Here is a 19,936-nt window from a genome sequence, read left to right as displayed (position 1 = left end):
CTCCTGCCGGATGCCGGCGGGCGGCGGCTTTCCCTGGCCGCGCCTCCCTCTTCCCCCGGTTGCCCCCTCGGGACTAAACGGACGCCATGAATGCCGTCCCCGCTCCCCTCGCCCCCCGCATCGCCGAGATCGCCCGCGAGACGGGCGAGACCGCCATCACGCTCCGCCTCGACCTCGACGGCACGGGACAGGCGGAGATCGCGACGGGCATCGGCTTCCTGGACCACATGCTGACGGCGCTGGCCCGCCACGCCATGTTCGACCTCAGGGTCGAGGCGCGGGGCGACCTGCATGTGGACTTCCACCACACCACCGAGGATGTCGGCATCGTGCTGGGCCAGGCGCTGCGCCGCACGCTGGGCGAGAAGCGCGGGATTCGGCGCTACGGCCATGCCGTGGTGCCGATGGACGAGGCACTGGCCGAGGCGGCGATCGACCTTTCGGGCCGCCCCTTCCTGGTCTGGCAAGTGCCCTTCGAGCGCCCGAAGATCGGGGAGATGGACACGGAGCTGTTCGAGGAGTTCTTCCGCGCCCTTTCCTCCAACGGGCTCTTCGCCCTGCATGTGATGCTGCGGCACGGGCACAACGCGCACCATGTCGCCGAGGGCTGCTTCAAGGCCGTGGCCCGCGCGCTGCGCCAGGCGGTGGAGCCCGACCCCCGCGCGGCGGGGGCGATCCCCTCGACCAAGGGAATGCTGGAGGCGTGATGCGGGTCTTCACCATCCACACGCCGCCCCGCACCTCCGTTCCCGTCACGGGCATGGCGCCCCGCGCGGCGGAGCCCGTGCTGGTGCCGGAAGGCTTCTCCTTCGCCGCCTTTCTGTTCGGCCCGCTCTGGTTCCTGTTCAAGGGCCTCTGGTGGGGCCTGCTCGGCTGGATCGTGCTGGCCGTCGCCATCGCCTTCCTGCCCGGTGCCTCATCCTCCTGGGCCGGCCTCGCCCTGGCGCTGCTGACGGGCTTCCAGGCCCGCGACGTGCAGCGCTGGACGCTGGCGCGGCGCGGCCTGCCGGAATCCGGCGTGGTGGCCGGGGCGGACGAGGAGGTGGCGCTGCTGCGCCTGGGTGGACGATCCCCGGCCGGGAGGCCCGCATGAGGATCGCCGTCATCGACACCGGGGCGGGCAACCTCGCCTCCGTGCTGCGCGCCTTTCGCCGGGCGGCCGGGGAGGCCGGCCTCGCGGCGGCGATCGACGTCACCACCCGGCCGGAGGATGTCACGGCGGCGGACCGCGTCGTGCTGCCGGGCCAGGGTGCCTTCGCAGCCACCCGCCACGGCCTGGACGCGCTGCCGGGCATGGAGGAGGCGCTGCGCGAGGCAGTGGAGCGGCGGGGCCGCCCCTTCCTGGGCATCTGCGTCGGCATGCAGCTGATGGCCGAGCGCGGGCTGGAGCACGGCAGCCATCCCGGCCTGGGCTGGATCCGGGGCGAGATCGCGCCGATGGACCCGGTCGGGCCTGATGCCTCCCCGCTGCCCCTGCCGCAGATGGGCTGGAACGGGCTGGACCTCGCGGCCCCTTCGCACCCGCTTCTGGCCGGGGTGGCGCCCGGGGAGCACGCCTATTTCGTGCATTCCTACGCGCTCCGCGGTGGAGCGGCCGGGGAGCTGCTGGCCAGTGCCGGCTATGGCGGGCCGGTCTGCGCCATGGTGGGGCGCGACAACCTCGCCGGCACGCAGTTCCATGTGGAGAAGAGCGGCGGCCTCGGCCTGCGCATGCTCGGCAACTTCCTGCGCTGGTCTCCGTGAACGGTCCCCTGCCCAACCCCATGCACGAGCTTTCGGTGGAGCGGGTCGATTCGCTGGACGAGGCCGACCTCGCCGAGCTCTGCGAGGCGACCGACGCCGCCATCGCCGAGGGCGGCGGCTTCGGCTGGATCATGCCGCAGGGGCGCGAGATCCTGGAGCGCCATTTCCGCGGCGTGATGCTGGTGCCGGAGCGGGAGCTCTTCGTCGCCCGTCTGGATGGCCATCCGGTCGGCAGTGCCCAGCTCATGCGCCCGCCCCGCAACAACGAGGCCCAGGCCTGGGCCGCCCAGCTCAGCCACGCCTATATCGCCCCCTATGCCCGCGGCCACGGCCTCGCGCGGCTGCTGATGCGGCGGGTGGAGGAACGGGCGGCGGCGCTGGGCCACCGGGTGCTGAACCTCGACGTGCGTGCGACGCAGCATACCGCCATCGCGCTCTTCGAGGCCTGCGGCTATATCCGGTGGGGAACCCACCCCGCCTATGCCCGGGTCGAAGGCGCCACCGTGCCCGGCCACTACTACTACAAGCTGCTGGAGCCCGGGCGGGGCCGACGCGGAAAGGACCGGATGTGAGCCTGACCATCTACCCCGCCATCGACCTCAAGGGCGGCCGTGTCGTCCGCCTCCGCCGCGGCGAGATGGACCAGGCCACCGTCTACAGCGAGGACCCCGCCGCCCAGGCCGCCAGCTTCGCCGGCGCCGGCTTCCGCTGGCTGCATGTGGTGGACCTGGACGGCGCCTTCGCCGGCCGCCCGGCCAATGCGGCGGCGGTGCGCGACATCCTCGGCGCCACCTCGCTGCCTGTGCAGCTCGGTGGCGGGGTGCGCGACATGGCCACGCTGGAATCCTGGCTGGAGGCCGGGGTGGCGCGGGTGATCCTGGGCTCCGCCGCCGCCAAGGACCCGGATTTCGCCCGTTCCGCCTGCCGCGCCTATCCCGGCTGCGTCGCCATCGGCATCGACGCCAAGGGCGGCCACGTCGCCACCGAGGGCTGGGCGGAGGTCGGCGAGATGACGGCGCGCGAGCTGGCGCTGCGCTTCGAGGATGCCGGTGCGGCCGCCATCATCCACACGGATATCGACCGCGACGGCATGCTGGGCGGCGTGAACGTGGAGGCCACGGCGGCGCTGGGCGCGCGGCTCACCACCCCGGTCATCGCCAGCGGCGGCGTCGCGGGGGTGGAGGACATCACCGCCGTGCGCGAGGCCGGGACGATCGAGGGCGTCATCGTCGGCCGCGCCCTCTATGACGGCCGCCTGACCCCGGCCCAGGCCCTGGCCGCGGCAGGCTGAGCGCCGCGCGCCAGCCGGTGGCGGACGCCCCGCCCGCCCCGCCCTACGCGCTGGCGGCCTTCGACTTCGACGGCACGCTTGCCGACAGCTTCCCCTGGTTCGCCGGCGTGTTGAACGGGGTGGCGGACCGCTACGGCTTCCGCTGCACCCGGCCGGGCGAGGCGGAAGGGCTGCGCGGCCTCTGGAGGCGGGCGCCATCCTCGACCACCTCGGCGTCGCGCGCTGGAAGCTGCCCTTCATCGCGCGGCACATGCGGCGCCTGGCGGCCCGTGACGCCGACGCGCTGCCCGCCCCGCAGCGATCCGCTGCTGGCGCGTCAGTCGAGGATGCGGATCACCGCCTCGATCTCCACCGGCACGTCGGAGGGCAGCGAGCCCATGCCGACCGCCGAGCGGGCATGGCGCCCGCGCTCGCCCAGCACATCGACGAACAGGTTGGAACAGGCGTCGATCACCTTGGGCTGGTCGCCATAGCCCGGCGCGGCGTTCACCATGCCGAAGACCTTCAGCACCTCCACCTTCTCCAGGCTGCCCGCCGCCGCCCTGGCCACGGCCAGGATATGCAGCCCGCAGAGCAGGGCGGCCTTGCGCGCCGCCTCCAGGTCCAGGACGGTGCCGACCTGCCCGGTGATCAGCGAGCCGTCTGCCAGCCGCGGCACCTGGCCGGAGATATAGACCGTGTCCCCCGCCCGCCGGAACGGCACGTAGGAGAAGAGCGGCTTGCCCAGCACGGGCAGCTCGTGGCCGAGTTCGCGGAGCTTCGCTTCGGCGTCCATCGTTTCTCTCCCGGCCTCAGCGCGTCATGCCGCGGGCCGGGATCGGCCAGGAGCCGACCACCTCGCCATCGCGGGCGAAGACCACCTCGTCATGCAGGTTGGTCACCACGCAGGTGTGGTTGGGGATGATCCGCACGCGCTCGCCGAGCTCCGGCTTCTTCGCGCAGCGGCTGACATCCACCGTGCCGTGCTCCTCGTTCACGCGGGTGATCACCGCATCCGGGTAGTCGGGCATCAGCCCGTAGCCCGGCCCGACCTCGGGCGCCACCATGTCGCTGGACAGGGTCTTGGAGCCGCAGTCGAGGATCGCGCGCCCCTCGGCCGGGCGGCTGATCACGGTGGCCCAGACCACCATGGCGCAGTCGTCCAGCGTCGCCGCGCCGGCGCCGACCATGGCGCGGTCGTTGTAGATGTAGGTGCCGACCCGCATCTCGTCGATCGGCGCGACCTCGTGCACCGCCCAGGCACCGGGCGAGCCGCCGCCGGAGAGCATCGGAATCTCCAGCCCCGCCGCCGCGAAGGCCGGCCGCGCCTCCTCCAGGAAGACCCTGGTCTGCGCCGAGGTCGGATAGGTCATCAGCCCGTCGAAGCGCAGCCCCGGCGTCGCCGCGATCTCCTTCGCCAGCACCAGCGCCTCGCCCACCGTCTCGACGCCGGTGCGCTTGTTGCCGCTGTCGAATTCCACCACCACGCCGATCTCGGCGCCGCTCTCGCGCGCCGCCTGCGCCGCCGTGGCCAGCGCCAGCGGGTTGTCCACCGCGACCCGCATCCGCACCCGCTTCGCCAGTGCCGCGAGCCGGTGCGCCTTGGCCTCGCCGATCAGCGGATAGGAGATGAAGATGTCGTCCAGCCCGGCATCGGCCATCACCTCGGCCTCGCCCAGCTTCTGGCAGGTGATGCCCTTCGCCCCCAGCTCCACCTGCCGCTGCGCCAGGCGCGGCAGCTTGTGCGTCTTGATGTGCGGGCGCAGCGCGATGCCATGCGCGTCGCAGTAGTCCTGCATCCGCTTCAGGTTGCGCTCCATCACGTCGAGATCCACCACCGGCACCGGGGTTTCCAGCTCTTCGACCCGCATCCGCCCATCCTTTCCGCAGCCCGCACCCGGAAGGGCCGGGAAGCGGCCGCCGGGATGCGTTCCCCGGGGATAGAGGGCCATCGCCCCGGCCTCAACCCCGCATCGCCCCGGAGGCAGCGCCTGCGGCAGGCACCCCGGCCCTGCCGCCTGTCGCGCGGATGCGATGGCTGGCATGGTGGACTCCGGTGCGCCGCCGGGCGAAGCCAGGCGCCGCGCCACCGGCCGCCCAGCGGCCACGCAACCACGGAGAAGGCCCGCATGGAGATCGTCACGGCCGATATCGGCGGCACCAATGCCCGCTTCGCCATCGCAGAGGTCGAGGGCGGCCGCGTCCTCTCCCTCGGCGAGCCGGTGGTGCTGAAGACCGCCGAGCATGCCAGCCTGCAGACCGCCTGGGAGGGTTTCGCCCGCCATCTCGGCCGCCCCACGCCGCCCGAGGCCGCCATCGCCGTCGCCTGCCCGGTGGACACGGAGGTGCTGAAGCTCACCAACAACCCCTGGGTGATCCGCCCGGCGCAGCTTCCCGCCCAGCTCGGGGTGGAGCACATCACCCTGATCAACGATTTCGGCGCGGTGGGCCATGCGGTGGCCGCGGTCGGGCCCGAACACCTCGCCCATCTCAGCGGCCCAGACGGGGGCCCGGACCAGCCCCTGCCGGAAAGCGGCACGATCAGCGTGATCGGCCCGGGCACCGGCCTCGGCGTCGCGCTGGTGCTGCGGCGCGACGGGCATGTCCATGTGATCGAATGCGAGGGCGGCCACATGGACTTCTCCCCGGTGGACCGGCTGGAGGACGGGATCCTGCAACGGCTGCGCGACCGCTTCCGCCGCGTCTCCTCGGAGCGTGTGGTCTCCGGCCCAGGCCTGCTCAACATCTACGAGGCCCTGGCCGCCATCGAGGGCCGCGCCCCCACCCATGGCACCGACACCGCCCTGTGGCAGGCCGCCACCTCCGGCGAGGACGCCCTGGCGGCGGCGGCGCTGGAGCGCTTCTGCCTCGCCTTCGGCACCTTCTGCGGTGATGTCGCCCTGGTGCACGGCGCCAAGGCGGTGGTGCTGGCCGGCGGCATCGTGCCCCGCATCGCCGACCGGCTCGCCGTCTCGGGCTTTGCCGACCGCTTCACCGCCAAGGGCCGCTTCGAGACCAACATGGCCGCGATCCCGGTGAAGCGCATCACTCACCCGCAGCCCGGCCTCTACGGCGCCGCCGCAGCCTTCGCCATGCACCATGCGCGGTAGGGGGTGCTTCCCCCGGTCCCGGGGGGCATCCCGCGGGGCCGCCCGCGCCAGGGCACGACAAGGCGGTTAAAACACGACATCAAATAGTGTTTTCCCGCAAAACACTTTCCGTGCCGCATCCTCCGGGCTATCCCGTTGGCACCATGATTCGCGCCCGACAGAACCTCGCTCCGGCGCGCCGCGCCGCCGCCCTTGCCGCCCTGCTGGCCCTCGCCCTGCCCGCCGCGCCGCTGCGGGCTCAGAGCGTCACCATCGCCGGCGCCAGCCCTGTCGCCTCGGCCGATCCGCATATCTCCAACACCGCCTCGAACAGCGCGCTCGGCCTGCATGTCTTCGACCGGCTGGTGCTGCAGGATGCCGCGGGCAACCTGCGGCCCGGCCTGGCGACGCAATGGCGCGCCGTGTCGGACCGGGTCTGGGAATTCCGCCTGCGCCCCGGCGTGAAGTGGCATGACGGGCGCGACTTCACCGCCGACGACGTGGTCTTCACCTTCGATCGCCTGCCGAATGCCCAGGGCGGCTTCGTCAGCGCGGTCCGCCCCATCGCACGGGTGGAGGTGCCGGACCCGCTGACCCTGCGCGTGGAAACGAAGCAGCCCTGGCCGCTGCTGCCCAGCGACCTCGCCAACATCGCCATCATCGCCCGCCACGCCGCGCAGGATGCGAAGCCCGAGGACTTCAACAGCGGCAAGGCGGCGATCGGCACCGGCCCCTACCGCTACGCCTCCTTCACCGCCGGCGAACGGGCGGAGCTGGTGCGCAACGAGGACTACTGGGGCGGCCGGGAACCCTGGGCGCAGGTGCATTACCGCTTCATCGCCAATGACGGCTCGCGCGTCGCGGCACTCCTGGCCGGCGACGTGGACCTGATCGACCAGGTGCCGAGCAACGACCTCCCACGCCTGTCGCGCGACCCGCGCCTTTCCGTCACCACGGTGCAGGGCACGCGGCTGATCTACCTGCAGACGGACTTTTCGCGCGAGGGCGACGTGCCCGGCGTCAGCGGCATCGACGGCCAGCCGCTCGGCCGCAACCCCTTCCTCGACCGGCGGGTGCGGCAGGCGCTGAACATCGCCATCGACCGCGAGGCGCTGGCCACGCGGATCATGGAGAACACCGCCACGCCGACCGGGCAGTGGCTGCCGCCCGGCACTTGGTCCTATGCGCCGGAGGTCCCGGTGCCGACGCACGACCCCGCCGCCGCGCGCCGCCTGCTGGCGGAGGCGGGCTTCCCGAAGGGGCTGCGCGTCACCCTGGCCACGCCGAACGACCGTTATCCCAACGACGCCAAGGTCGCCCAGGCCGTGGCGCAGATGTGGAGCCGCATCGGCGTCGCCACCACGATCGAGGCCCTGCCCTGGTCGGTCTATCTGGCACGCGGCACCAGGGTCGACCTGCCGGTCCGCCTCGGCGGCTGGGGCAGTAGCAGCAACGAGGCCTCCTCGCTCCTCCGCAACGTGGTGGCGACCTTCAGCCGCGAGGCCGGGCGCGGCCAGCCGAATTTCAGCCGCTACAGCAACCCGGCGCTGGACGGGCTGATCGACCAGGCCCTGGTCACGCTGGATGATGGGCGGCGCGAGGCTTTGCTGCGGCAGGCGACGAAGCTGGCCACCGAGGATGTCGGGCTGATGCCGCTCTTCCTGCTCAACAACAGCTGGGCCAGCCGGAAGGGCCTGCGCTACGAGCCGCGCCGCGACGAATACACCCTGGCCCAGGGGCTGCGGCCCACGCCCTGACGGGCAGTTCCGGCGGGCCCGTTTCCGGCAGGCCTCCGCAGGCCCGGGCCGGCGCGGCGCCCCGACTGGCGGCCGCATCCGGCGACCCGGGATCACATGAGCAGGATGCACGGGTCCCAGCTTGACCCGGAACAACTTCCGGCGCATCGCGGCCTTGTCACAGTCGCTCCCTTCCCGCCCCGGAGGAACCGCCGCCCTGCTCGCCCTGCGTGTCATTCCCTGCCTCGACGTCAAGGACGGGCGTGTCGTGAAGGGGGTCAACTTCGTGTCGCTGCGCGATGCGGGGGACCCCGTGGAACAGGCCCGCCTCTACGATGCCGAGGGCGCCGACGAGATCACCTTTCTCGACATCGGCGCGACGCATGAGAACCGCGGCACCATGCTCGACGTCGTGTCGCGTACCGCGGAGAAGGTCTTCATCCCCCTCACCGTCGGCGGCGGCGTCCGCTCGGTGGAGGATGTGCGCGCCCTGCTCCTCGCCGGCGCCGACAAGGCCTCGATCAACTCCGCCGCCGTGGCCGATCCCGGCCTCGTGCGTCGCGCGGCCGAGGCCTTCGGCTCCCAGGCCATCGTGGTGGCGGTGGATGCGCGCAACGTCGCGCCCGGGAAGTGGGAGGTCTTCACCCATGGCGGCCGCCGCGGCACCGGCATCGACGCCATCGGCTGGTGCCGCCGCGTCGCGGAACTGGGGGCGGGCGAGCTGCTCGTGACCTCCATGGACCGCGACGGCACCAAGTCCGGCTTCGACCTGGATCTGCTGCGCGCCGTGCGCGCCGCGGTACGGCTGCCGCTGGTGGCCTCCGGCGGCGTCGGCAACGTCACCCATTTCGTGGAGGGCGCGCGGGCCGGGGCCACCGGCCTGCTCGCCGCCAGCGTGTTCCATTACGGCGAGATGCGGATCGGGGAAGCCAAGGCGGCGCTGGCCGCCGCCGGCCTGCCGGTCCGCCCGCCCAGCGAGGCGGAGGCCGCCTGACATGGCCAAGGACAGCAAGAGCGCCCGCGAGGATCTCGCCAAGGGCAAGAAGAAGCGCGTCGCCATCCCGGCCGCGAAGGGCAAGCCCAAGCCGGCCGCCAAGGGCAAGAAGAAGGCGCCCGCCCTGCCGCTGCCGGAAACCCTGCCGGCCGTGCCGCTGCCGCCCGCCAAGCGCGCCCGTGCGGCGGAGAAGAAGCACCTCCAGCCGCTCGACGTGCCGGCGCGGGGCGATGTGACGATCCTCGAACGGCTCTGGCAGACGGTGGAGCAGCGCCGTGTCTCCGGGGATGTGACCGCCTCCCACTCCGCCCGGCTGATGGCGCGCGGCACCGCCAAGGTCGCCCAGAAGCTGGGCGAGGAAGCCGTGGAATGCGTGATCGAGGCAACGCTCGGCAACCGCCACGCCACCGTGCTGGAAAGCGCCGACGTGCTTTATCACCTGATCGTGGTCTGGGTGGATGCGGGCATCCGCCCCGAGGAGGTCTGGGGTGAGCTGACGCGGCGCGAGGGCATCAGCGGCATCGCCGAGAAGGCCGCCCGGCCCAAGGGCGTCCTGCGCGCGGCCCGTACCACCAAGCTGCCCTGACTGACGGCTGCGCCCCTCTTGCGTCCAGGCCGGACGCGTCCCAGGAAAGAGGGATATGTCCGGAGGAGCAAACCATGCCCGTCAGCGGCCTTCCGCCCTATGATGACGGCAACATCTTCGCCCGCATCCTGCGCGGCGAGTTGCCCGCCAAGACGATCCACGAGGATGAGTGGGCCGTCGCCTTCCACGACATCGCGCCGCAGGCGCCCGTGCACGTTCTGGTGATCCCGCGCGGCCGCTACGTCTCGCTGGCGGATTTCGCCGGCAAGGCCAGCGAGGCCGAGATCGCGGGCTTCTGGCGCGCCGTGGCCAAGGTGGCCAGGGATCTGGGCCTGGAGCAGCCGGGCTATCGCACCCTGTCCAACATGGGGGAGAATGCCGGGCAGGAGGTGCCGCATTTCCATGTCCATCTCTTCGGCGGCAGGCCGCTGGGGCGGATGCTCTCCCCGGCCGAAGGCTGAGCGGAGGCCGTGACCCCGCCGGCGCCCTTTTCGGCTGTTCCTCCGGCATGAGCGCCGCCGAGGCCCGGGCCGCGCTCGATGCGGCCGGCAGCCTGCCCGACCCGGAGCTGGACCTCGTCACCGTGGCCCTCCAGTTCGCGCGCATCGACGCGCCGGAGGCCGACTGGCAGGCCGCGCAACAGCTCCTCTCCGCCCTGGCGCGCGAGGTGGTCCAGGCCGCCATGGCCGATCCCGAGGCGGATGGCGGCGACCCGGAAGCCCGCCGCGCCCTGCTGGTGCGGGTGATCCACGGCGCGGGTGGCTATGGCGGCGATACCGAGAGCTATGACGACCTCTCCAACGCCAACCTGATCCGCGTCACCGAGCGGCGGCGCGGCCTACCGGTGGCGCTCGGCATCCTCTGGCTGCACGCGGCGGAGGCCGCCGGCTGGGGCGCGCACGGCATCGACTTCCCCGGCCATTTCCTGCTGGGGATCGAGGGCGGGCGCGGCCAGGTGGTGACGGACCCCTTCTCCGGCGGCCAGTCCCTGGGTCCGCGCGAGTTGCGGAACCTGCTCAAGGCCGTCGAGGGGGAGCGCGCCGAGCTGCGCCCCGGCCTGCTGGCGCCGATGGGCAAGCGCGCGGTGCTGCTGCGCCTGCAGAACAACATCAAGCTGCGCCGCCTGCGCGCCGGCGACGTGCCGGGCGCCCTCTCCTGCACCGAGGACATGCTGCGCCTCGCCCCCGATGCCGCCGGCCTGTGGCGGGAGGCCGGGCTGATGAACCAGCGCCTGGACCGCATCGGCGCCGCCATCGCCAGCCTGGAGCGTTTCCTGGAACTGGCCGGCGCGGGCGAATCCGCCGACCGCATCCGCCAGCTCATCGAGGAGCTGCGGCAAAGGCTGAACTGAGCGCGATCCCCCCTTTTGGCCGGTGCCGGGGCGCGCTTAGATGCGGGGAATGAGCGAAGTCGTCAGTCTGCGGCCCGCACAGGGTCCCTCCCTCCGCGGTTCCCCGGAAGACAAGATCTGGGCGGTGATCGCCTCGGTCGGCAAGACCAGCCGCATCGCGAACATCTACGCCAGCCGCGACGCCGCCCTGGCGGACCGCAGCTGGCGCGAGCAACAGGTCCGCGCCTACGCCACCTTCCTGCGCAGCAGCCAGCAGCCCGTGCCGCATTACAGCGTGGCACCAATCCGCCGCGCCGACCTGCCACGCAAATGGTCCCCCCTACCGGCACTGGGCTTCCTGCGCGGCGAGTTCGCCTGATCCAGGCGCGGCGGCCGCCGGCCCTGGGCGCCGCGCCTCGTGGCGGCCCGCCCGGGGACAGGGCGGCGCCCGAAACAGAAAGGGCGGCGCATCCGGCGATGCGCCGCCCTTTCCGAAATCGACCGGGGCACAAAGGCCCCGGCTGTTACGCCGCGGCGCTCTCCGAGCGGCGGGCGTGCTTCTTGCGCTCATGCGGGTCGAGGTAGCGCTTGCGCAGGCGGATCGCCGAAGGCGTCACCTCCACCAGCTCGTCCTCCTCGATATAGGCGATGGCCTGCTCCAGGCTCATCCGGCGGGGCGGGGTCAGGAGAAGCGCCTCGTCCTTGCCGGCGGCACGGATGTTGGTGAGCTTCTTCTCCTTGATCGGGTTCACTTCCAGGTCGTTGTCCCGGGAGTGCTCGCCGAGGATCAGGCCCACATAGACCTTCACGCCCGGATCGACGAAGAGCGTGCCGCGCTCCTGCAGGTAGAACAGGGCGTACTGGATCGCCTCGCCATCGGAATTGCTGATCAGCGAGCCGTTGCGGCGGCCCTCGATCGGCCCGGCCCAGGGCTGATAGCCCAGGAAGAGCCGGTTCATCATGCCGGTGCCGCGCGTGTCCGTCAGGAACTCGCCGTGGTAGCCGATCAGGCCGCGCGAGGGCATGTGGAAGGTGAGGCGCACCTTGCCGCCGCCCGAGGGGCGCATGTCCTGCATCTGCCCCTTGCGCATGGAGAGCTTCTCCACGACGACGCCGGAGAACTCCTCGTCCACATCGACGAGCACCTCCTCGAAGGGCTCCTCGCGCTCGCCGGTCTCCTCGTTCTCGCGGGTCAGCACGCGCGGGCGGCCGATGGTGAGCTCGAAGCCCTCGCGCCGCATGGTCTCGATCAGCACGCCGAGCTGCAGCTCGCCGCGGCCGGAAACCTCGAAGCTGTCGGCCTCCTCGCTGTCCTTCACGCGGATCGCGACATTGCCCTCGGTCTCCTTGAAGAGACGGTCGCGGATCTGGCGGGAGGTGACCTTCTTGCCCTCGCGGCCGCCGAGCGGGCCGTCATTGATGCGGAAGGTCATGCTCAGGGTCGGCGGATCGACCGGGATGGCCGGCAGCGGCTCCGTCACCTCGGGGGAGGCGATGGTGTCCGGGATGGTGGCGTCGGACAGGCCGGCGATGGCGATGATGTCGCCCGCCTGCACCTCCTCCACCGGCACGCGGTCCAGGCCGGAGAAGGTCATCAGCTTGGTCAGGCGGCCGGTCTCGACCACCGTGCCGTCCTGGCGCAGCACGCGGACCGGCATGTTCACCTTGGCGGTGCCCTGCTCGATGCGGCCGGTCAGGATGCGGCCGAGGAAGTTGTCCGCCTCCAGGATCGAGGCGTTCATGGCGAAGGGCTTGTCGAGATCGACCTTCGGCGCCGGCACATGGCTCAGGATCAGGTCGAACATCGGCGACAGGTCCTTGCGCGGCCCGTCCATCGTCAGGTCGGCCCAGCCCTGGCGGCCCGAGGCGAACATGGTGTGGAAGTCGAGTTGCTCGTCCGTCGCGCCGAGGGCGGCGAAGAGGTCGAAGACCTCGTTGTGCACCTCGTCCGGGCGGGCGTCCTGGCGGTCCACCTTGTTGATGACCACGATCGGCTTCAGCCCGCGGGCCAGCGCCTTGGTCAGCACGAACTTGGTCTGCGGCAGCGGCCCCTCGGCGGCGTCGCAGAGCACGATGGCGCCATCGACCATGGAGAGGATGCGCTCGACCTCGCCGCCGAAATCGGCGTGGCCCGGCGTGTCCACGATGTTGATCTTGACGCCCTTCCACTCCACCGCCGTGGACTTGGCGAGGATGGTGATGCCGCGCTCGCGCTCCAGGTCGTTGCGGTCGAGGGCGCGCTCGGCCACGGCCTGGTTGGCGCGGAAGGCGCCGGCCTGCTTCAGCAGGTTGTCGACGAGCGTGGTCTTGCCGTGGTCGACGTGCGCGATGATCGCGACGTTGCGAAGTTCCATGAGCAGGGATGTCCCGGTAGCGTTGCGCAAGCCGGAAATGCCCCGACAGCGCCATGTTGCGGCACACAAATAGGCGACCGTGCGGCAAAAAGCGAGGGTTGAAGCCTTGCACCGGGCTCGCCACAGACGCGCGCGCCTGTTCCCAAGGTCGGGAAAGGCGGGCTCCGGCCGTATCAGACCCCAGAAAGCGCGCCCTGGGAAGCCGGTCCGGAGCCCGCCATCCGGGAAAGATCACGAAAACTTCCCGGACAGCCGTTCGGGCGGAGGCCGGTCCGGGAACCTGCCCGGCCGGACCTCCCCAGCCTCAGCGCATCGGGGGCGGCATGCTGCCCGGAGACGGGGGCTGCATAGAGCCCGCAGGGGGCGGCGGTGAAGCCGGGCGCATGCCGGGCGGCGGCGCGGCCGGGCGGGAGAGCGCCGCATCGGCCTCGTCGAGCGCGGCCAGCGAGGCCCGGGCGTCACGCCGCATCAGCGCGGCCCGCGCCTGGGACAGCGCCCGCACCACCGGGCCCTCATAGGGCCGGGCCGCCCGGGCCAGGACCTCGGCATTGGCGGCGGAGGCGCTGGGCGCCGTCGCCGAAAGGCTGCGGGTCAGGATGCGGCTTTCCGCCCGCTCCACGAACTCGTTGGCCTGGCCGAACTGGCGCCGCGCCACGGCGGCACGGGCCGAGGTCAGGAAGCCGTGGATGTCGTTGATGTCGGCCTGATCCGCCTCATGGGCGATCCGGTCCTGCCCGGGCAGCGTGGGCATGGCGGACGGGTTTCCATGGGCGCGTTGCATCTCGCCGGCGGCACCCTGCGCCCAGGCCGCCATCGGAGCCGTCAGCGCCACTGCCGAGAGCGCCATCGCGCCCAGGGAAAGGGATAGGAAGCGCGTGGACATGATTTCTCCTCGTTTCTTCCGGTCGTCGTGTCGAGACCAGGGCGGAAAACCCGGCATGGGCCGGCTTCCGCGGAATCCGATCCGGCGAAGCGCAAGCTGGGCCAACAACGGATCGGAAGGAAGGGCCGGCCACGGTAGCGCGCCTCGCGCCAACGCCCCGGCTCTGTTCCGGCGGGCCGTCGCGGCCCGCCGGGCCCGCCACGGATCAGTCCGTGATCCGGGCCGGCGAATTGGCGTCCACCGTCGGCTCCATGCCGTCGCGGCTCGGGCGCAGGGAGCTCAGCGGGCGGTCCATGTCCCGTCCCGGCACGAGCTCGGTCGGGGCGAGGCCCGCCGAATAGGGCGCCGTCGCCGCCGCGGCCCCGGTGCCGGGCGGCCTGTCGCCGGCGCAGGCCGCCAGCCCGGCCAGCATGGCCGTGGCCGCGGCAAGGCGGATCAAGGCTCTGGGCATGGTTCTCTCCTCATCGGAGCTCGGGTTCGTCCGGGGGGACACGGGCGATCAACCACCCCGGCGCGGGAAGGTTGCCACCCTGTCCCCGTCGCATGGCCGCATGGGGGCGAAAGCATGGCGCTTCCGCGCGCCGGGGTGGCAGGGACGCGGGCGGCGCCCTGGGAAAGCCGCTTCCCGAGGGAGGCACCACCCCTTGGAAAAGGTCACCCCAGGCCGACCAGCGCCTTCAGGTCCACCTGCGGCCGGGCGCCGAAATGCGCGATGACCTTCGCCGCCGCGACGCTGCCCCAGCGGCCGCATTCGCCTGGCGGCAGGCCGCGCGTATGGGCGGCCAGGAAGCCCGCCGCATAGGCGTCGCCTGCGCCGGTCGTGTCCACCACCTGCGTCGGCACGGCGGCGACCTCGTGCACCTGTCCGTCCATGGCCACGATGCTGCCCTTCTCGCTGCGGGTCAGCACGGCCACCCGCACCTCGCGCTGCGCCGCCGCCAGCGCCTCCTCGAAGCTCTCCGTCTCGTAGAGGCTCAGGATCTCGGTCTCGTTGGCGAAGAGGATGTCGGTCCGCTCCTGCACGAAGGCGCGGAAGGCGTCGCGGTGGCGGCTGACGCAGAAGGGGTCGGACAGGGTGATCGAGACCTCCCGCCCCGCCGCCCGGGCGATGTCGGCGGCGGCGCGGAAGGCCTGCTGCGCCGCCGGCGGGTCGAAGAGATAGCCCTCCATGTAGGTCACCTTGGCCCCGCGCACGGCGGCCTCGTCCACGTCGGAGGGACCGAACTCGACACAGGCGCCGAGATAGGTGTTCATGGTCCGCTGCCCGTCCGGCGTCACCAGGATCAGGCAACGCGCGGTGGGCGTGCCGCCGGTCGAGGGCGCGGTCGGGAAGTGCACGCCGATGGCCCGCATGTCGTGCGCGAAGACTTGGCCGAGCTGGTCGTCGGCAACCTTGCCGAGATAGCCCACCTTCGCCCCGAGCCCCGCCGCCACGGCGCAGGTGTTGCCGGCGGAACCGCCGCTGCTCTCCGTCCCCGGCCCCATCACCGCGTAGAGCGCATCGGCCTCGGCGGTGTCGACCAGCCGCATCTCGCCCGGTGTCAGGCCCTGCCGCCGCAGCAGCTCCGGCTCGGCGCGGGCGATCACATCCACGATGGCATTGCCGATGCCGAGGATGTCGAGGGACGGGGCGGTCATGCGCGGACTCCGGAATGGGAGTGCGGGCGTAGCAGGCATGGCGCCGGACGTCAGCATGCCGGGGGAATTCCGCCTCCCTGGGCTGGGATGGCGATTCTGCCACACCTGCCGTGCCGATCAGCCACAATTGATGATCGTCACGCCAGCGTGCTAGCCGGTGGGTCCCGGAAGTGCGCGGCGGGGGCCGCGCCAGCCGGGACCGCCGGGCCGAGGGGAGACCGTTCCGGTGGGTGCTCAACGCAAAAAAGGGGGAGCAGCTTCATGTCCGTCTTCCGACGCAAGCGGGAGGATGCTGTTCCACCCGCACCCGAGGCTTCGTCGGCCGCAGTGCCTGTTGCCCGTGATCCAGAACTGACCGTGCCGCCCTTCCGCCCGGCGCCGCCGGCGGGCGCCGCCGCCAAGGACCCCGCCATGAGCCTGCCGCCGAAGCCGAACGCCATGCCGGGCCTGCCCCAAGGCATGAACCCCGGAGGGATGAATCCCGGAATGAACAACGCGCCCAACGCCCAGCCCAGCCCCTTCCCCGGCGCGCAGCCGCGCCCCGGCGCGCCGTCCGGCCCCATGGGTGGCCCGCTGCCCGCCTCGGCCGCGCCGCAGCGCCCGCAGGCGCCGCAGGAGGCCGAGCGCCGCACCCTCGTGGTCGGCAAGGGCATCAGCCTGCAGGGCACCGTCTCGGATGCCGAGCGCCTGGTGGTCGAGGGCACGGTCGAGAGCCAGATGATCCACGCCCATGAGCTGAACATCAGCGGCACCGGCGTGTTCAAGGGCGAGGTCGAGGTCGAGAACGCCGAGGTCGCCGGCGTGTTCGACGGCACCATCACCGCCCGCGGCAACCTCGTCATCCGCGCCACCGGCCGGGTGCTGGGCGTGGCCCGCTGCCGCCGCCTGCAGGTCGAGGATGGCGGGCAGCTTTCCGGCCGCATGGAGATGCTGACGGACAACAACCCGCCGCGCATGGGCGTGCCGGCCTTCCCCAGCGCCGAGCCCGCCGAGGTCTGATCCATGGGGCGGCACCGTGCCGCCGCACACCGGAAGCAAGGGGGCGGGCTCTTCAGGGCCTGCCCCCTTCTTCTTGCGCTCCTTGCGGCGCCCCTGCTGGCCGCCTGCGCGGGACCGGCGGACGGGCTGCCGGACCGCAGCGCGGTCCTGGACGAGGTGATGCGGAACTACCGCGCCAGCCTGATCGCCGTGTCCGGCGAGAACCCGCTTCCCGCCGGGGCGGCAGGCGGAAAGGCGGAACCGGCGGCGGTGCAGCCCGCCATGGCGCTGCGCCCCGGCGTCCCGCCCGCCAGCGTGGCGAGCCTGCGTGGCCAGACGGGCCCCGCCGTCCGCGCCGCCCTGGGCCAGCCGGTCTTCCGGCGGGTCGAGGGGCCGGCGGAAATCTGGCTCTACAGCGGCCAGCGCTGCCAGCTTGACCTGATCCTCTACCCGAGCGGGCGCGAGATGCTGGTTGCCTGGGCCGCGGCACGCGCCGCCGGAACCGGCCGCGTGACCGAGGAAGCCTGCCTGCGCGAACTCGGCTCCCGCCCGCCGGGCGCCTGACGCACCGTCACTGGCCCCCCGCCCGGGGGGGGGGAACCACAAGCGCAACGCGAGGCCGCAGCAGGCCCCCAACCATGGCGTCTGTGCACGGCGGATGACGGTGCGGATTGCACCCTGCCACTGTCCTGGCCGTTAGAGGGGAGCCTTCCGGAGCGGCCGGAAGGCCGGCGCGGGACGAGGCGGCATGAAGGCATTCCTGGATTTCGAGGCATCCTCCCTGGAGAAGGGCGGCTTTCCGGTCGAGGTCGGCTGGGTCCTGGAGGACGGCGCGGAGGAAGCGCACCTGATCCGCCCGGCCCCGGACTGGACGGTCTGGTCGGAGGAGGCCGAGGCGATCCATCGCCTGTCCCGCGCGCGGCTGGAGGCCGAGGGCGAAGCGCCCGGAGCGGTCGCGACGCGGATGATGGAGGCCCTGGCAGGGCATGAGATCCTGGCCAGTGCCCCGTCCTGGGACGGGCAATGGCTCAGCCGCCTGCTCCGGGCGGCTGGCCTGCCGCGCCATGCGCTGCGTCTGGGCGACACGGATGCCGCCGAGGAGGCCGAGGCCGACCGCATCCTCCGCGAAGCCGGCCTTGCCGCGGCGAAGCGTGCCGAACAGGTCCGGCGGATCGTGGCCGAGGCCCGGCAGGCGGACGAAGCGCTCGGCCCGCCGGAGCACCGTGCCCTGGCTGATGCACGGCGCGCCCACCGTCTCTTCGAGGCCGTGCGCCAAGCGGCCCGGGCCGGCGCGGAACAGCACAGGGCCGCCGCGACGGCGCAGGGGTAAGGGCGGGCCGTCAGCCGGTGCCACCGTCATCCGTCTTGTCGCTGCGGGCCTGCTCCCGCAGCTGTTCCAGCGTCAGCCCGGCCGGGGTGGAGCCGGCCAGTGTCCCGTCGCCGGCATCCTCATGGGCCTTGTCGGTCGGCGCTCCCTCGGGCGTGTGGCTGGAATCCTCAGCCTTGGTCGGGTCCTCGGCACCGCTACCCCCTGGCTTGCGTGCATCGCTCATCGGGCTTCTCCGGATACCGGGGCGACATGCCCCGCATTCGGGAGCAACGTTTGGGAGCCGCCCTCGTATGCCTCCGCCCACCGATCCGGCCCTCGTGGCGCGCGATCCGCCTTCCATCCGCCGGCCAGGCCAAGCCTATCCCGCCGCGATCCGCCGGAACGGCAGGCCGCGCGCCAGCCAGCAGCCGACGCGGATCTCCGCGACCTCGCCAGCGGCATCGCGCAGGGCACGCAGGGTCCAGTCGCCGGGTGGGGCGAAGTCCAGCGCGCGGGGACAGGGCAGCAACAGCATGTCCTGGGCGAAGGGCAGCAGCGGCTGCATCATCCCCTCCCCCAGCCGTCCGGAAAAGGCGCCGTAGAGCGCCCCGCCCGACGCGGCGATGGTCAGCTCCGCCGCCAGTTCCTCGCAGCGGAAGCGCCCCTCGAAGCCGGAGCCTGGCTCGCCACCGCGCGGCTCCAGCCGGGTCCGGAGATTATCACCGGCACGCTCCAGGATGACGGCATCGCCCTCGCGGAACAGGCGGCTCGCAGCACTGGCGGCACCGCCTTCCACGCAAGCCGAAAGGATCTCCGCCCCGCCCGAGAAGCCCAGCCGCAGGCGCCCGTCCGGCATCGCCTCCACCCGCGTCGCCAGCCCCGTCTCGGGCTCCAGGTAGCAGCCGGCCAGGGTTGCATCGACGGGCGCTGCCGCCGGATCGGCGGGCAGGTCCAGCAGCGCGCCGAAGAGCTCGGCGGCGGCGGCGCGGGGATCGGCCATGTGGTTGAACAGCACCACGACGGAAACCCGTTCCGCCGCCGCATGGGCGCGGAAGCTCCGCCAGCCGCGCAGCCCGCCGCCGTGGGCGGTGACCTGGCGCCCCAGCAGCGCGCCACGCCCCAGGCCGAAACCATAGGCGGCGGGCCTGCCGTCGCGGAAGGCGACCGGCGCGGAAAGCCGGTTGTAGAGCCCGTCCGCCTCGTCCCGGGTCGCGTCGATGAAGCGCTCCCAGGCGATCATGTCCTCCAGCGAGGCGGCGAGGCCGGCATCGCCCGTCCAGTGGATATGGTTCTCCGCCACGCGGAAGCCGCCCGCCAGGGAGCCCTCATAGCCGACCGTGCCGTCCCGCACCGCCGAGGTATCCGGGTTCAGCCCGGCCCGTGGCATGCCTGCGCGGTCGAGGATGCGTTCGCGCAGCAGCGCGGCGAAACCCCGCCCCGTGCGGCGCTCGATGATCTCGGACAGGAGGCGGAAGTTCTGGTTGACGTAGGAGAAGCGCGTGCCCGGCCTGAAATGCAGGCTCCGCGTCCGCCCGATCAGCCAGCGCGCCTCCTCCGGGCCGAAATGCCCCTCCACCGGCGCGCCGCAGAGCATCGCCTGGGCCCAGTAGTCCCGCAGCCCCGACTGGTTGTGGCAGAGATCGAGGATGCCGGGCGCTTCCCCCGCCAGATCCGGCATCAGCCGACGGATCTCCTCGTCCAGCACCGAAGGGTCGGGAAAGAGGTCGAGCAGCAGGGCGCAGGTGAACTGCTTGGTGATGGAACAGACCAGAAAGGGTGTCCGCTCCGTGAAGGGCAGGCGCTTTTCGGCATCCGCCCAGCCCCAGCAGCGGCTCGCCACCACCCGTCCGTCCCGCAGCACCGCCACCGCGCCCCCAGGACCGGCATAGCGGTCGGGCAGGCTGCCGAGGACTCGGTCGAGGCGGTGCGCGGTCTGGCTCATGCACGGCATTGAAGCCCCTCCCATCCGCTCCGCAAATCCCCTGGGCGACGGTCCTGGCCACCTCCACGCGCGACACCGGCCGGT

Annotated in this window: 23 protein-coding genes; 15 read left to right on the top strand and 8 right to left on the bottom strand. The window is 72.4% G+C overall.

What is annotated here, in order from left to right:
- Positions 1–86 precede the first annotated feature (86 nt).
- From hisB to hisA, 5 genes are read left to right on the top strand one after another with little or no spacing between them, the layout of a single operon-like run.
- A complete protein-coding gene (hisB, locus tag BT98_RS0101025) occupies positions 87–707 on the top strand; it encodes an imidazoleglycerol-phosphate dehydratase HisB (RefSeq protein WP_019461453.1) in 621 nt (206 codons plus the stop codon).
- Positions 707–1,093: a DUF2628 domain-containing protein gene (locus tag BT98_RS22755; protein WP_019461454.1), complete on the top strand. Its 387-nt coding sequence runs from the start codon at positions 707–709 to the stop codon at positions 1,091–1,093. Before hisB ends, BT98_RS22755 begins: the two co-directional genes overlap by 1 nt.
- On the top strand, positions 1,090–1,743 hold the full coding sequence (hisH, locus tag BT98_RS0101015; protein WP_019461455.1) for an imidazole glycerol phosphate synthase subunit HisH: 654 nt from the start codon (positions 1,090–1,092) through the stop codon (positions 1,741–1,743). Before BT98_RS22755 ends, hisH begins: the two co-directional genes overlap by 4 nt.
- Positions 1,744–1,763: 20 nt before the next feature.
- Positions 1,764–2,315, top strand: coding sequence for a GNAT family N-acetyltransferase (locus tag BT98_RS0101010; RefSeq protein WP_019461456.1), 552 nt, complete (start codon positions 1,764–1,766; stop codon positions 2,313–2,315).
- Entirely contained in the window at positions 2,312–3,034 is a 723-nt protein-coding gene (gene hisA, locus BT98_RS0101005) for a 1-(5-phosphoribosyl)-5-[(5-phosphoribosylamino)methylideneamino]imidazole-4-carboxamide isomerase (protein ID WP_019461457.1), read from the top strand. The genes BT98_RS0101010 and hisA overlap by 4 nt, the downstream gene beginning before the upstream one ends.
- Before the next feature lie 316 nt (positions 3,035–3,350).
- Here the strand turns inward: hisA and BT98_RS0101000 are convergent, their stop codons facing one another.
- Together BT98_RS0101000 and BT98_RS0100995 are read right to left on the bottom strand one after the other, a co-directional pair.
- Positions 3,351–3,809: a RidA family protein gene (locus BT98_RS0101000; RefSeq protein ID WP_019461458.1), complete on the bottom strand. Its 459-nt coding sequence runs from the start codon at positions 3,807–3,809 to the stop codon at positions 3,351–3,353.
- A gap of 16 nt (positions 3,810–3,825) precedes the next feature.
- Positions 3,826–4,884, bottom strand: a complete 1,059-nt coding sequence (locus BT98_RS0100995) for a D-TA family PLP-dependent enzyme (protein ID WP_019461459.1) — start codon at positions 4,882–4,884, stop codon at positions 3,826–3,828.
- 258 nt (positions 4,885–5,142) lie between these two features.
- On the opposite strand from BT98_RS0100995, the gene glk reads away from it, so the two are divergent.
- From glk to BT98_RS0100960, 7 genes are all read left to right on the top strand, one after another.
- A complete protein-coding gene (gene glk / locus BT98_RS0100990) occupies positions 5,143–6,123 on the top strand; it encodes a glucokinase (RefSeq protein ID WP_019461460.1) in 981 nt (326 codons plus the stop codon).
- Between the two features lie 143 nt (positions 6,124–6,266).
- Positions 6,267–7,859, top strand: coding sequence for an ABC transporter substrate-binding protein (locus BT98_RS0100985; RefSeq protein WP_019461461.1), 1,593 nt, complete (start codon positions 6,267–6,269; stop codon positions 7,857–7,859).
- A gap of 196 nt (positions 7,860–8,055) precedes the next feature.
- Positions 8,056–8,832, top strand: coding sequence for an imidazole glycerol phosphate synthase subunit HisF (hisF, locus tag BT98_RS0100980; protein WP_026033257.1), 777 nt, complete (start codon positions 8,056–8,058; stop codon positions 8,830–8,832).
- A gap of 1 nt (position 8,833) precedes the next feature.
- Positions 8,834–9,418: a phosphoribosyl-ATP diphosphatase gene (locus tag BT98_RS0100975; protein ID WP_019461463.1), complete on the top strand. Its 585-nt coding sequence runs from the start codon at positions 8,834–8,836 to the stop codon at positions 9,416–9,418.
- A gap of 74 nt (positions 9,419–9,492) precedes the next feature.
- Positions 9,493–9,879 carry a histidine triad nucleotide-binding protein gene (locus tag BT98_RS0100970; protein WP_019461464.1) on the top strand — a complete coding sequence of 129 codons (387 nt, stop codon included), beginning with the start codon at positions 9,493–9,495 and terminating at the stop codon, positions 9,877–9,879.
- Positions 9,880–9,926: 47 nt separating this feature from the next.
- Positions 9,927–10,769, top strand: coding sequence for a SirB1 family protein (locus BT98_RS0100965; protein WP_019461465.1), 843 nt, complete (start codon positions 9,927–9,929; stop codon positions 10,767–10,769).
- A gap of 49 nt (positions 10,770–10,818) precedes the next feature.
- Positions 10,819–11,127 carry a hypothetical protein gene (locus tag BT98_RS0100960; protein ID WP_019461466.1) on the top strand — a complete coding sequence of 103 codons (309 nt, stop codon included), beginning with the start codon at positions 10,819–10,821 and terminating at the stop codon, positions 11,125–11,127.
- Between the two features lie 145 nt (positions 11,128–11,272).
- On the opposite strand, the gene typA is transcribed toward BT98_RS0100960, so the two are convergent.
- The 4 genes from typA to BT98_RS0100935 form a co-directional block, all read right to left on the bottom strand.
- On the bottom strand, positions 11,273–13,102 hold the full coding sequence (gene typA, locus BT98_RS0100955; protein WP_019461467.1) for a translational GTPase TypA: 1,830 nt from the start codon (positions 13,100–13,102) through the stop codon (positions 11,273–11,275).
- 304 nt (positions 13,103–13,406) lie between these two features.
- The gene (locus BT98_RS25815) at positions 13,407–13,985 is read right to left on the bottom strand and encodes a hypothetical protein (RefSeq protein ID WP_051004864.1); all 579 of its coding nucleotides are present in this window, start codon (positions 13,983–13,985) and stop codon (positions 13,407–13,409) included.
- 205 nt (positions 13,986–14,190) lie between these two features.
- Positions 14,191–14,436, bottom strand: coding sequence for a hypothetical protein (locus BT98_RS0100940; protein ID WP_139341675.1), 246 nt, complete (start codon positions 14,434–14,436; stop codon positions 14,191–14,193).
- Positions 14,437–14,639: 203 nt separating this feature from the next.
- On the bottom strand, positions 14,640–15,623 hold the full coding sequence (locus BT98_RS0100935) for an adenosine kinase (RefSeq protein ID WP_027297118.1): 984 nt from the start codon (positions 15,621–15,623) through the stop codon (positions 14,640–14,642).
- A gap of 411 nt (positions 15,624–16,034) precedes the next feature.
- On the opposite strand from BT98_RS0100935, the gene BT98_RS0100930 reads away from it, so the two are divergent.
- The 3 genes from BT98_RS0100930 (at position 16,035) to BT98_RS0100920 (ending at position 17,931) form a co-directional block, all read left to right on the top strand.
- Positions 16,035–16,622, top strand: a complete 588-nt coding sequence (locus BT98_RS0100930) for a bactofilin family protein (RefSeq protein WP_079253330.1) — start codon at positions 16,035–16,037, stop codon at positions 16,620–16,622.
- Between the two features lie 3 nt (positions 16,623–16,625).
- Positions 16,626–17,165: a hypothetical protein gene (locus tag BT98_RS0100925; protein ID WP_019460252.1), complete on the top strand. Its 540-nt coding sequence runs from the start codon at positions 16,626–16,628 to the stop codon at positions 17,163–17,165.
- 184 nt (positions 17,166–17,349) lie between these two features.
- A complete protein-coding gene (locus BT98_RS0100920; RefSeq protein WP_019460251.1) occupies positions 17,350–17,931 on the top strand; it encodes a 3'-5' exonuclease in 582 nt (193 codons plus the stop codon).
- 10 nt (positions 17,932–17,941) lie between these two features.
- Here BT98_RS0100920 and BT98_RS0100915 read toward each other — a convergent pair whose 3' ends face one another.
- Both BT98_RS0100915 and BT98_RS0100910 read right to left on the bottom strand, forming a co-directional pair.
- The gene (locus BT98_RS0100915; protein WP_019460250.1) at positions 17,942–18,154 is read right to left on the bottom strand and encodes a hypothetical protein; all 213 of its coding nucleotides are present in this window, start codon (positions 18,152–18,154) and stop codon (positions 17,942–17,944) included.
- Positions 18,155–18,289: 135 nt separating this feature from the next.
- On the bottom strand, positions 18,290–19,852 hold the full coding sequence (locus tag BT98_RS0100910; RefSeq protein ID WP_019460249.1) for a D-aminopeptidase: 1,563 nt from the start codon (positions 19,850–19,852) through the stop codon (positions 18,290–18,292).
- Positions 19,853–19,936: the final 84 nt, after the last annotated feature.

The sequence above is a fragment of the Roseomonas mucosa ATCC BAA-692 genome (assembly GCF_000622225.1).
Classification (GTDB): domain Bacteria; phylum Pseudomonadota; class Alphaproteobacteria; order Acetobacterales; family Acetobacteraceae; genus Roseomonas; species Roseomonas mucosa.
This window is presented reverse-complemented; position numbering and strand designations above follow the sequence as displayed.